Annotated in this window: 12 protein-coding genes and 1 pseudogene; 8 read left to right on the top strand and 5 right to left on the bottom strand. The window is 48.2% G+C overall.

The genetic code is table 11. The annotated features are described in order from the left end of the window. Window positions 1-38: 38 nt before the first annotated feature. The 5 genes from SB752_RS29520 to SB752_RS29500 form a co-directional block, all read right to left on the bottom strand. The gene (locus SB752_RS29520) at window positions 39-1,136 is read right to left on the bottom strand and encodes a M24 family metallopeptidase (protein ID WP_410719029.1); all 1,098 of its coding nucleotides are present in this window, start codon (window positions 1,134-1,136) and stop codon (window positions 39-41) included. 308 nt (window positions 1,137-1,444) lie between these two features. Beyond that, on the bottom strand, window positions 1,445-2,632 hold the full coding sequence (locus SB752_RS29515; protein ID WP_410719028.1) for a M24 family metallopeptidase: 1,188 nt from the start codon (window positions 2,630-2,632) through the stop codon (window positions 1,445-1,447). A 222-nt stretch (window positions 2,633-2,854) separates the two neighbouring features. After that, the gene (locus SB752_RS29510; RefSeq protein WP_410719027.1) at window positions 2,855-3,205 is read right to left on the bottom strand and encodes a DUF3870 domain-containing protein; all 351 of its coding nucleotides are present in this window, start codon (window positions 3,203-3,205) and stop codon (window positions 2,855-2,857) included. 326 nt (window positions 3,206-3,531) lie between these two features. Then, window positions 3,532-3,732, bottom strand: a complete 201-nt coding sequence (locus SB752_RS29505; RefSeq protein ID WP_410719026.1) for a hypothetical protein — start codon at window positions 3,730-3,732, stop codon at window positions 3,532-3,534. Window positions 3,733-4,118: 386 nt separating this feature from the next. Next, window positions 4,119-4,712 carry a TetR/AcrR family transcriptional regulator gene (locus SB752_RS29500; RefSeq protein WP_410719025.1) on the bottom strand — a complete coding sequence of 198 codons (594 nt, stop codon included), beginning with the start codon at window positions 4,710-4,712 and terminating at the stop codon, window positions 4,119-4,121. A gap of 220 nt (window positions 4,713-4,932) precedes the next feature. Between SB752_RS29500 and SB752_RS29495 the strand changes: the two are divergent. From SB752_RS29495 to SB752_RS29460, 8 genes and pseudogenes are all read left to right on the top strand, one after another. Then, a pseudogene (locus SB752_RS29495) lies at window positions 4,933-5,677 on the top strand (SDR family NAD(P)-dependent oxidoreductase). Further along, entirely contained in the window at window positions 5,674-6,429 is a 756-nt protein-coding gene (locus SB752_RS29490; protein ID WP_410719024.1) for an SDR family NAD(P)-dependent oxidoreductase, read from the top strand. Before SB752_RS29495 ends, SB752_RS29490 begins: the two are co-directional and overlap by 4 nt. Window positions 6,430-6,679: 250 nt before the next feature. Beyond that, a complete protein-coding gene (gene efeO / locus SB752_RS29485) occupies window positions 6,680-7,573 on the top strand; it encodes an iron uptake system protein EfeO (protein WP_410719023.1) in 894 nt (297 codons plus the stop codon). Between the two features lie 5 nt (window positions 7,574-7,578). Then, window positions 7,579-8,856 carry an iron uptake transporter deferrochelatase/peroxidase subunit gene (gene efeB, locus SB752_RS29480; protein WP_410719022.1) on the top strand — a complete coding sequence of 426 codons (1,278 nt, stop codon included), beginning with the start codon at window positions 7,579-7,581 and terminating at the stop codon, window positions 8,854-8,856. A 30-nt stretch (window positions 8,857-8,886) separates the two neighbouring features. Continuing rightward, window positions 8,887-10,674 (top strand): FTR1 family iron permease, encoded by a 1,788-nt coding sequence (locus tag SB752_RS29475; protein WP_410719021.1) that lies wholly within the window; start codon window positions 8,887-8,889, stop codon window positions 10,672-10,674. 218 nt (window positions 10,675-10,892) lie between these two features. After that, a complete protein-coding gene (locus SB752_RS29470; RefSeq protein WP_410719020.1) occupies window positions 10,893-11,819 on the top strand; it encodes a decaprenyl-phosphate phosphoribosyltransferase in 927 nt (308 codons plus the stop codon). A gap of 27 nt (window positions 11,820-11,846) precedes the next feature. Next, window positions 11,847-12,203: an SMR family transporter gene (locus SB752_RS29465; RefSeq protein ID WP_410719019.1), complete on the top strand. Its 357-nt coding sequence runs from the start codon at window positions 11,847-11,849 to the stop codon at window positions 12,201-12,203. A gap of 22 nt (window positions 12,204-12,225) precedes the next feature. Next, window positions 12,226-12,669, top strand: coding sequence for a divergent PAP2 family protein (locus SB752_RS29460; protein ID WP_410719018.1), 444 nt, complete (start codon window positions 12,226-12,228; stop codon window positions 12,667-12,669). Window positions 12,670-12,675: the final 6 nt, after the last annotated feature.

Here is a 12,675-nt window from a genome sequence, read left to right as displayed (position 1 = left end):
CCCCTTTCTAAATGGACAATCTATTTCTCTCTTGCTTGTTACCCCTCACGAATGTCGATGTAGCTAATCTCTTTTGGGCTTTGCGTCAGTACCTCACAGCCACCCTCTGTCACTACGACGATATCCTCAATACGGACTCCGAACTCGCCCGGCAAATAAATTCCCGGCTCGATGCTGAACACCATCCCTGCCTGCATTTCATCCTCATTGTTTTGGTGCAGGAATGGTCCTTCGTGCAATTCCAGTCCCAAGCCATGACCAGTCCGATGTGTGAAATAGCGATCATAGCCGACTTTGGCAAATTCGCTTCGAATCATGCGGTCTACATCTGCGAACCTGATTCCCGGCTTGATCATCGCAATCGCCTTTTCCTGTGCAGCGCGTACGATTTTGTAAATTTCCTCGAAGCGTTGGTTTGGCTTGCCATAGTAAAGTGTTCGGGTAATGTCGGAACAATAGCTATGGTAAATCCCTCCCATATCAATCACGACTGCCTGCTCTGGTATCAGACTGGTCATACCGATCTCATGATGAGGGTTGGCGCTGTTTTTCCCGAAGCCGATAATCGGTTGAAAGGATAAATCATGCACCGAATGCTCCCCGAAAAAGCTGCGGATCGTCTCTGCCATTTCGCGCTCGGTTGCCGGATAATACTGCAGCTCGACTACCTGGTGCATGACGGCATCGGCTATACGCGCGGATTGACGCAGAATATTGATCTCGCACTCATCCTTAATTTCGCGCAGCTTTTCTACGACGTAGCTTTTAATTGGCTGGAGCTCGGGACGGGTGCGCAGCAGATCAATCAAATAGGAGCTAGACCAACTTTGGTCAATTCCAATTCTCCCTCTCGTTCCCACATGCTCCGCGAAAAGAGTGACAGGATCGTTTTCATCTGACCAGAGAACGACCTCAATCTCTTCCGGCAAAGTAAGTTGACCTGCGAACATTTGGTGGATAAACAGCTTCGGCTTGTTCTCCCCATCAAAGTAAAGACAGCTGAGTCTCTCTCCCGTGGAGATGTGTTGACCGGTAAGGTAGTACAAATTCGCTGTGGAACTGACGAGTAATCGGCTCATCCGCTCTGACTGCATGGACAGGATGCAACGTTGAAGTCGTCCTGTGAAGGGTTTCATAAAGGGATGCTCCTTTCTTTTGCTGCCACACGCATGCACGAAAAAGACCAAGCCAAACACTCGTCCCCAAACATGGCTGGGAGACAAATGATCAGCTTGGTCGTAAACTCCGGGTGTATGAATAGGGGCTGCCTATCCACAGGAATTTAGGCTTGCTGTGTACATCTGTTGTCGATCGGTTATAAATATTCTTACTCTTTTATGTTATCGCATTTTTAACAAAAGTGCAACTATTTAGTTTCATTAAAAATAATCTTATCGTGTAGGTAAGTTTACGCACTTCATTGTTAAACACCTTCGCCCACGTCCTAGCAAATCAATGACTCCAAATCTCTTGGATAGTATGTCAGCATGTCCATTCCATTTTCCGTTACTACAATCGTCTCTGCATGACGGAAGCCGCCAAGGCCATTCACGTAAATGCCTGGCTCGACCGACATGACCATCCCAGCTTGCAAAATGGTTTCTTCCCCGAGGTCAAAAAACGGCGCTTCGTGATTCATCAATCCAAGAGCATGTCCTGTATGGTGACGAGTCAAATGGGTTACATCATTTTCGCGGAAATAGCGCTGCACTTCTTCCTCTACGCGGCGCGCGGGGATTCCTGAACGTATCGTGGCAAATGCCGTGTCCTGTGCCCCTAGCATGAGCTGAAAATACTTCTCCTGCTCCTTGCTCGCTTCTCCGACAAACATCGTTCTCTCCAGCTCGCTATGATAACCCCATACCGCAGCATCTGCCCCGGTCACCAGCGTATCCCCATGCTTGAGCATGATGCTTTGTGTCACTGCGTGCGGCACAGCCGACATCGGACCTACCTGTCCTCGAAACACCGCGATCACATTGTGCCCATATCCGCCATACGGCTTGTAATCTGGCCCAAGCGCATCGAGCATCATCATCGACGCCTCGTGACTGGCACGCCCCTCGATTTCCATCGCATTGATACCTGCTTTCGAATACTTTTGCAGAAGCCGGTGGGCCAGGTGAGACCAACGCAATGATTCTTTGATCAGCTCGAGCTCATTTGCCGACTTTACCGCACGCGCTTCTTCTACCCAACCTCGCAGGGAGACGAACGCTTTCGCATCCAGTAATTCACTCACTCTCGGTCCGCGATACCCCATCGCTGAGCCATACCCGTCCGCATCCAAACCGATCGTTTTGCCCTCAAAACCCGCAGCGATCAGTGCTTCCTTCAGATACTCCAGCGGATGACGCAAACCCGGATACTCTGGATAGGAGTGTACCTCGTCTACCTGCGCAAACATCTCTGCATGCTCATGCTCCAGAGCTGGAACAAACAGATAGGACTTTCCATTCGGAGCAAAGAACAGTCCAATGGGACGTTCTGTGGGATGAAAATGAAAACCGGTCAAATAAAAGATGTCGGTGACTCCAAACAAGATGGCACCCTCTACTCCATGCTTCTCAAGTCGTGTCAAAAAAGCTTTTTGCCGCTGCAAAATTTCGGCTGTTGGAATCGCCAATAGCATGCGTGGTCCCTCATTTCCTGTTTTTCGTAGGTACAGTCAAACGCAAAAAGACCAAGCCAAAACAATCCGACGCACATAAAAGCGTCTGGATCATTCAGCTTGGTCCGTACGTCCCGCTGGTATGAACAGGGGATGCCTGTCCACTGGAACAACGACTTGCTGGTTTTATCTGTTAGGGGTCATTATATACGCACTCGACCAAATTTTCAATATACTCTGTTTTTATTCAGACGACGCTTCTGCATACGTCATGGATTTATAGATTTCGAACTGATTATAGGCATCGCGAATCGCAGAAACGATGGCTTTTTTCCCGAGCCCAAAATACCGCCGCTCAAACTTTTGAATGGGAAGATCAACGCCGTTTTTCAAATCGTGCCCCACAAGAATGCTTTTGATAAAATCATTGCACATGTTGGTGACAAAGGTACAAGAAGCGTTCACGATTTTGTCTGATTCGGGGTCAATCTCAAAACCGACGCCCATGACTCCATACAAATTCTTAGCAGCCATTCCATCGGGCAAGCGGGAATAGCCTGTACAAAAAATAGTTTCGTCATTTCTTACGCCCATGGTGAAATCCTCCCTTCGATGCCTTCTATCAGAATTATTTTACTTTGTTTAAGGAAAAATGCCTACGGTGAAAAACAGACAACTTCCACTGGCGATCCCAACGAATCTGATTCTAGCATTTACCTGGGAAAAAGGAATCAAGAAAAAACATGTGGCGGGCTGGCTGTAGTGGTGGGGAGGAAACTGGAGAAAACGCTCCAGCTTCTTGGAACACTTGCTGGGAGGTCATACCTGCACAGCTCCATGAAAAAAGCGAAACCGCGTCCAAAGTAGCTGATTCGAGAAGTTTTTCAGGGGTGGACGCTTAAAATCGTGTTTCGCTTTTTTCATTGCGCTTCGGCTGTGTTCCAAAGAGCTTCGCTTTTTTCTCCGGTTTCCTCAGCGAGCTTTGGTGCTCGCACCTCAGGTCCTTTTTGAGGGAGAATCAGGCGGGAATCTTGGAGTGAACTCTGCCGGACATTTAATAGAATTATATTATTGATAAATAAAAAACCCGGACATTGTTTTGTCCAGACTTCTTTCATCATCCTTATTATCCACTTATTTTTTCGCCAGCTTTTGATTCCGCTTCGCTTTTTTCTTCATTCGCCTTTGCTCCATGACGGTGTAGAACGACGGGACAACGACCAGCGTAAACATGGTTGAGAAAAAGAGGCCGGAAATGATCGTTACGGCGAGCGGCCTGAACAGCTCATCTCCCGAAATAACTTGTTCATTTCGACATCTTTTGCAGGATATGCTTCATTTTATATATGTAAAGTATAGGATTCCTTCCTCAAAAGTCTATGTCCTACTTGTGTCAACTTTGTCCTGTATAAAAAATTTTTCACTGACACTTGTGTCGGATCGAATAAAAAAAATAAAGACACGAATGTCAGTGCAATTACCACACTCTCGACACTAGTGTCAATTTCTACGTTGTAGCAGCATTATGACCGTTTGGCACCCCATAGCCTTCCAATAGCACGTTAAAAATCAGGCTGTTCCAATCCGTCTCAGAGGTCTCACGGCTTTTTGGGATTTGGATGGCTTGAAACAACAGGCTGGCCACAAGTGAACTCGGGACATCCGCACGTATCGAGCCGACTTCTTTGCAGGTTTCAATCACATCCGTCAGCATCCGATTCAACGTATGATGCTGCTGCCGCAATGTCGCCATCGACTTTTTAACATTGTCTGACGCGTCCCCGTTTACGAACGGCGCAAACAACAAAATTTGGTGGATATGCGCGTACTTCATAAATGAATCAAAAATGTGCCGGAGCTTTTGCATGGGAGTCTCGACATGCTCCAAGCCCTCATATTCCGCCATAATCGTATCCATCAGATGAACCATCAAGGACGCAATCAGCTCATCCTTATTGGAAAAGTATTCGTAAATCGTGCTTCGGCTCACATTTAGTTGATCAGACACCAATTTGAAGTGAAAGCCCGCGTAACCTTTTTCAATCAGGATTTTACCCGTCACCTCATAAAGCTCATCTATATGTAATTTTTGCCTCGCCATTCGCTACGCCCTCTTTGCTCACTTAATACGACGATTCTCAATTAGGAACAGTTTACACAAGCTTCTAGATAACCTCAACCCCTCGTACTGCTCCTCTTCGTCTGGCTGTGGAACTTGCTTTCTTTTACTAAAAGGAAAAGGTGACTGTCTTGTCGCTCTTGATAGTGACGTTACGTCACCTTTTATACTTACAGTATTCCTTCTGAAAGGAGACGTAGCAATGAACCGTGTACGTGACAAAGAAGCGATCGTAACCGGAGGTGCTTCCGGCATTGGTCTTGCTTCTTCCAAGCTGCTCGCAAGTGAAGGCGCAAAGGTGGTCGTCGCTGATTTCAACCTCGAAGCCGCTCAAAAGGTTGCCGAAGAAATTCGGCTCCCTGCATATTCTCGTAAACAACGTGGGCGGAAACAATCCGCAAAAGGATTTGGATGTCGTTAATCTGGATATCGAGGAATGGGACAGGCAGATGAATGTGAACACAAAAAGCGTGATGCTCGGCTGCAAGTACGCCATTCCCCACATGATTGCAGCAGGCGGTGGCTCTATTATCAACACAGCATCGATGGCAGCCTTTGCCGGGGATGCCGTTCGTACTGCTTATGGTGCAACCAAGGCAGCCGTAGTTAATCTGACCAGATACGTGGCGACCCAATATGGACACCAGCGCATCCGCTGTAATGCCGTAGCACCTGGACTGATCTTGACCCCGGCTGCCAAGGCTCATATTTCACCTGAGGTAATGGACATTTTCTCCAAGTACAATGCACTGCCTTATCATGGCGAGCCGGAAGATATCGGCTATACGGTACTCTTTTTGGCTTCCGATGAAGCGAAATTCATTACAGGTCAAACCATTCAGGTCGAGGGTGGACATTATATAGGAAACCCTACCGTGCCTGATTTCCTCTCACTGGCAAATACGCAAGGCCAACTAAACGACCGAAAAAGGAGAGATATCATATGAAACGTCTGCAAAATAAAGTTGCGATTATTACAGGGGCAGGTAGCGGCATGGGCAAAGAGGAAGCACTGCTTTTTGCCCAGGAAGGCGCTAAAGTCGTCGTTACCGACATTCAGGAAGAAAAAGTGAATCAGGTCGTAGCTGAAATCAAGGAGCAAGGCGGCGAGGCGATTGGATTGTTCCACAACGTCACTTCCGAGGAAAACTGGGTACAAATAGTAGAACAAGCTGTGAAGGCTTACGGAAAAGTAGATGTCCTCGTGAACAACGCAGGTATTCCAAGCTCAGCGACTCCCCTGCATGAATCCACACTCGAAAGCTGGAATCGCACAATGGACATCAACCTGACAGGCACCTTCCTCGGGATGAAGCATGTCATCCCGGTCATGCTGGAAAACAAGGGCGGCTCGATCGTTAACATCTCCTCCATCGCAGGCCTGACAGGCGGAAGCGGCGCAAGTGCCTACACCGCATCCAAAGGTGGCGTTCGCCTGCTGACCAAAGGAACCGCCATTCAATATGCAAAGGAAAACATTCGCGTCAACTCCGTTCATCCAGGCTTCATTGAAACCCCGATGACAACGGATATGTTTGAAAACGACCAAATGAATCAATGGTTCCGCTCCCTCACTCCGCTGCCTCGTCTGGGCAAAGCTCGCGATGTAGCCGAAGGGGTGCTGTTCCTGGCTTCCGACGCTTCTTCTTTTATTACCGGCATTGAACTACCAGTAGATGGCGGCTATTCTGCTCAATAACTAGCACCCGCATGACAACAAGGCAAACCAACACCCCAAGCCAGCAGACCTACCGATTAAAAGCCGTCGCATTTCGACGGTTTTTTCTGTTTTTACGCCATTTTTAGGTTTCCAAAAATATCATCAAATCCTTTTCCAAAAAAAGATTGCAAACCTTCCAAGAAAGGAGTAAGTTAATTTCTGACTGATAATGATTTTTATTCTCGATATATAAACAAGCACTTATATGTTATAAGGGGATGTTTTCAAAATGAGTAAGCATTGGGTTTATCCATTCTCAGCAGTGGTACTGACTTCTTCCCTGCTACTATCCGCATGCGGAAATACAGAAACACAAAAAGAAGAGAAAAAACCGGAAGCAGCGCAGCCTGACAAGCCTGCCACTACTGAACAGCCTGCTACGTCAGCTGCAGTTAGTCCTGAGCTGCAAGCCTCTATTGATGAATATCAAAAATGGGTAATCTCCCAGACAGACCAATTTGTGAAAGCAACAGAAAGCTTCACTAATGCAGTCAAAGCCGGAGATATCGAAAAGGCAAAAAAAGAGTACGCTCCAGCGCGCACCTACTTTGAAAAAATCGAACCGATTGCGGAATCTCTTGGCGATTTTGACCCGTGGATTGACGCCCGCGAAGGCGATGTCCCTGATAACGAATGGCGCGGCTACCACAAGCTAGAAAAAGCTTTGTGGGAAACAAAGTCCGTTGCTGACCAAGAAAAAGTAGCTGACCAGCTCCTTCAAGACGTGAAACAGTTGCGCGTGAAGGTAGAGGGCGTAGAGATTGATGTTAAAATGCTCGTTACTGGGGCAGTCGAACTATTAAACGAGGTTTCCTCCAGCAAAGTAACCGGTGAAGAAGAGCGTTATTCTCACACCGACCTATATGACTTCGCTGCTAACGTTGAGGGTGCCAATGAAATCTTTAAGGTTCTCAAATCTTCCGTAGAAGCGAAGGATGCAGCACTCGCAAAAGAAATCGAGACACGCTTCAGCGATCTCGACAAGGCTCTCGCACCTTATCGGAAAGACGGTGGTTATGTTCTGTACACCGAGCTGAAGGAAGACCAGGTGAAAAAGCTGAGCCAGGCAATCGATGCCTTGGCTGAACCATTGTCCAAAATGGGAACAATCGTAGGGGGATAACTAGGATGGATACAAAACGTCTCGAGGAAGCCGCCAACAAGAAAATGACTCGTCGGGACGCTCTGAAGCTTGCAGGGGTCGGCGGAATTGGTTTGCTGCTGGGGGCTGGGGGAATGAAGACCTTTCTTCCAGCCACATCCACAGCAAAGCAGACTCCCCCTGCTCCATCGTCTGTTGATGGGACTATTCCCTTTTATGGAAAGCATCAGTCGGGTATCACTACACCTATGCAGGATTTTATTTGCATGGGTGCTTTTGATTTAACAACGACTTCCATTGATGATGTACGCAAGCTGTTTCAGAGCTGGACGAGCGCAGCGGCGCGCCTAACAGAAGGCAAGAGCGTCGACGATGAGAGCGAAAACCCTCACCTCCCGCCAGTAGATACAGGAGAGAGCATGGGGCTTGGTTCCATGCGTATGACGATTACCTTTGGCCTTGGTGCCAGCTTTTTTGATGAGCGCTTTGGTCTGGCTGCCAAGCGGCCTGCTCCATTGGTAGATTTACCGCGCTTTAACAGTGACGAGATTCGCAAGGAATGGTCTGGCGGAGATATTGTCGTACAGGTCTGTGCCAACGATCCGCAGGTTGCTTTTCATGCATTGCGCAATCTGGCACGAATTGCTCGTGGAAAAGCAGTATTGCACTGGCTGCAGGATGGTTTTCAGCGTACCAGCGCTGCAGATCCTTCTGGTTCGACTCCACGCAATCTCATGGGCTTCAAGGATGGTTCCAACAATCCGCAAGTCAGCGACGCCAAGGTAGCTGACGAAATTGTATGGGCACAGTCTGAAGATAATCCAGCCTGGATGGCAGGCGGCAGCTACATGGTGATGCGGCGGATTCGTATGAGGATCGAGGTCTGGGACCGCTCCTCTCTGGACGATCAGGAAAGCACATTTGGCAGACATCGCCAGTCTGGCGCACCGCTTGGCAAATCAGGTGAATTCGACGAGCTTGAGCTGGATCGAAAAGACTCTGCCGGAAAGCCAGTCATTCCAGCCACTTCTCACGTTGCGCTCGCACACATGGAAGGCAAAGTAAAAATTCTTCGCCGTGGCTACTCCTACTCCAGTGGGATGGACGTCAAAACAGGACAGCTCGACGCCGGACTATTGTTCATCTGCTTTAACCGTGATCCGCGCAAGCAGTTCATACCGATGCAGCAAAAGCTGGCAACTGTCGATCAGCTCAATGAATACATCACTCATGTTGGCAGTGGCCTGTACGCATGCTTGCCTGGTGCAAGCGAGGGCGGATACATTGGCGACACGTTATTTTAAACCCACAATCGGGGATGGAGTGAACACACCTTGAAACGCTATTTGTTCATCATCTGTATGTGCTTCCTGCTGGTGACGTCCGGCCTGCAGGCTGCTCTGGCTGCATCTCTGCAGCCCGATCAGCTTAAACAACTGATCGCCCTGTCCAGTGACGCTTTGATTAGCAGCGGAGACCAAAATTGGGACGAAGCAGGGCAAGCTGTAGCCGATATGAAAACACTGTGGGACCAGATTACAGACGACACTTCTGCGGAAGCTACGACTCTGGGAACGGCAATTTCCGATGCGCAGCAGGCCCTCCTAGAAGTAACTGCAAATCCACAGGCTGCTAGCACTGCCATTTCCAAACTGGCTAAAGCAGCAGACCGCTATGTAACAGCTAAGGAAGACACGGGACTGCCAAAGGAAAAAGCCCATAAGCAAATTGCGGCACTGCTTCCCCACCTGCAAAAAAGCATGACGGCTATCACCAAGCAAAATTGGGATGAAGCAAAGCAAGCCTACAACAGCTTTGTTACAGGGTGGTACAAGGCAGAGGGCCTTGTCCGCAATGAAAACGCTGCTGTGTACGGCGATATGGAAATCAAAATCAGTGGAGCTCGGATTGCTCTGAACACGGAGCCGCCCAATCAGCAAAAAAGTACGGAAAAGATGCAAGCACTGCTCACAGCCGTCGAGGACTACCTTTCCGGAAAAGCCGTCCAAAACGCTGAAACAGCTCCCGTGTCTGCGGACCAGCCATCGATTTCTTCGCTCTTGCAGCTATTGGAATCCGTCGAGGCTGATCTTGCCAACCAGGATGCCGATAGCGCTTCAAGCAAAATGGACACCTTTATTTCCACATGGCCATCTGTAGAGGGCGTCGTGATGACCAAGTCACCTGAAACGTATAGCAGTGTCGAAGCGAAAATGGTTTCCATTCCGACCTTGATATTGTCCAATCCACCGAAGTGGGAAAAGGCAGCAGGTTTGCTCGCAGAGATGAAAACAGAGCTGGAGCCGTACGCGACAGCTTCCTCCTACACCGCGTGGGATGCCGGACTGATTTTATTTCGTGAAGGTCTCGAAGCCATCTTAATTATTGTGTCGCTGCTCACCTTCCTGAACAAATCGGGCAATGCTCACAAACGCAAATGGATTTGGTCTGGTGCAGCTGTTGGCATTGTCGCTTCTGCTATCCTGGCCGTAGTCCTAAGTATCGTCTTTTCCAACCTGTCGACCGGCAGCTCGCGTGAAACAATCGAGGGTGTGACTGGACTCATCGCTGTCTTGTTCATGATCACAATCGGCGCCTGGCTGCACAGAAAATCGAACCTACAGGCATGGAACCGCTTTGTCGAACAGTCCATTGGTGCTTCCTTGGCAAAAGGAGCCCTGTGGTCGCTCTCATTTACCGCCTTTCTCGCTGTTGTCCGCGAAGGCGCGGAAACGATCATCTTTTACATGGGGATGGCAGCTACGATCTCGATGACCGATCTGCTTGTAGGGATTGTCGGAGCTCTCGTCGTCCTGGCCGTGATCGGCTACGCCATCATCCGACTTAGCACACGGATTCCGGTTCGCCCGTTTTTTCTCGTTGCTGGTCTTTTGCTTTACTATATGGCCTTTAAATTTGTGGGCGTCAGTGTACATGCGCTTCAGGTTACAGGACATCTCTCGGCGCACAGCTCTGATTTCTTGGTGCACATACCTACTCTGGGCATCTACGCAAACTGGGAAACGACAGTACCACAGATTATTGTACTGGCCATTGTCATTTTCAACTTCTTCTTTACTACGCGGAAAAAGACCGTCAAACCGATTCCGCAGATTAACTAAATTCAATCTCAAAACAAAAACGCAGCTCGTGCATGTTTGATGCATACAGCTGCGTTTTTCATGATTCTGCCATTTATGGAAGTTTAGTTATTTTAGATGAATCCTTTTTGCCACTCTTTTCTGGTCGACATTTTGTGTTACCATATATCAGGTGTAACATTCTTTTTACATTTTCCGTCATTCTTTACGGACAAGATTCTTATTGATTGGAGCGACATATGGGGGCAACATCTAATTCTGTTAAAGTAGACGTCAAAGCCAAATCACCGGCCGCGCATAATATCGTATTTCTCTTAATTCGCCAACTTCGGCCACATCAATGGACCAAAAATTTACTCGTTTTTGCCGCATTGCTATTTTCCCTCCACAAAGTAAGTCCCGGGTTGATCGTTGAATCGACAGTCGCCTTCTTGCTTTTTTGTTTTGTATCGGGCTGTGTCTATATTCTAAATGACTTTGTCGATATCAAAAACGATCGCAATCATCCTGAAAAGCAGTTCCGGCCGATGGCTTCAGGAGCCTTGCCGCCTTATTTGGCCCTCGGATTTGGTGTCGTCCTGCTAACGGGTTCGCTCGTTTCCGCATTTTATTTTGATCTACTGTTTGGAGTTGTACTAACGATTTATTTTTTGATTAACATCGCCTATTCACTGAAGCTGAAGCATGTCGTCATTTTGGACGTCATGATTATCTCTGCAGGATTTGTACTACGCGCCATTGGTGGCAGTCTCATGATTCAAACACCGTTTACTCCGTGGTTTTTGCTATGCACGATGCTGCTCGCGCTGTTCCTCGCCATCAGTAAAAGGCGTCATGAGCTTCACCTGCTGCAGACGGAAAAAGGAACGCATCGCAAAGTGCTGGACAGCTATTCGTCGGAATTGTTGAATCAGCTCAATACAATTGTCACCTCGGCGACGATCATTAGCTACTCTTTGTTTACCTTTACATCGGGTCGTACCATTCAGCTGATGTGGACGATTCCTTTTGTGATCTTTGGTATATTCCGCTATCTCTATTTAATTACGATCACGGACAAAGGAGGCAGCCCTGAAAAAGTATTAATTCAGGACAAGCCGATTCTCATTACCGTGTTGCTTTATGTCATCACGGTAGCAGGAATTATTTACGTTTTTGAAACATAATTGCACAGATAGGTTGTGGATCTAGCTATGCCATCACTCGTTCTTATCATCATCTCCGTGGTTCTCAGTGCATGCGGGCAAATTGCCATGAAGATGGGCGCATCCTCGCTGGGCGGAAAAAATGAAATGCTGTTGATGAAGTTTCTGCACTACTTTACGAATCTGCCGATCATGGCGGGCCTTGCGCTGTACGGAATTTCTGCGTTTATTTGGATTGCAGCACTGGAAAAAGTACAGCTTTCCTATGCGTATCCGATGGCTGCTTTGGGATATGTACTCGTTGCCGGCCTCTCGTTTCTCATTTTTCAAGAACCGATCTCCCTTACGCGAATGGCTGGTCTAGCAATCATCGTCGTTGGCGTCATCGTCATTGCCCAATCGTAATACCCACTAAAGGAGTTTTATCATGTTATATGCATTGGCGCCGTTTATTGGCTGGTTCGTGTCAGGCGTAACCAAGTTTTTGATTAACTACCTGCGCTTCGGTAAAGAAGCCAGAAAAATGGTCGGCAATGGGGGCTTTCCCAGTACACATACCACCGTTATGGTGACGACTGTTTTTCTGATTGGCTTGCAGGAAGGGTTTACGCACCCGATATTCGGACTTGGTGTGGCCGTGACCTTTATTATCATCATTGATGCGACTGGTTTGCGCAGGGCGGTGGGAAAGCATGCTGCGGCGCTTAATCAGCTTGCAGACAAACGCCCGGATGGGGCTGGAGCAAAGCCTTTCCGCGAAAGCATGGGACATACACGTTGGGAAATTGCCGGAGGACTGGTTCTCGGCATCCTGCTCGCAACACTGCTCCATCTGCTGTCTCAGCTTATCCCTGGAATTCTCGGCACGTAGACAGGA

Origin of the sequence: Brevibacillus sp. SIMBA_040 (assembly GCF_046535075.1) — a bacterium.
Classification (GTDB): Bacteria; Bacillota; Bacilli; order Brevibacillales; family Brevibacillaceae; genus Brevibacillus.
This window is presented reverse-complemented; position numbering and strand designations above follow the sequence as displayed.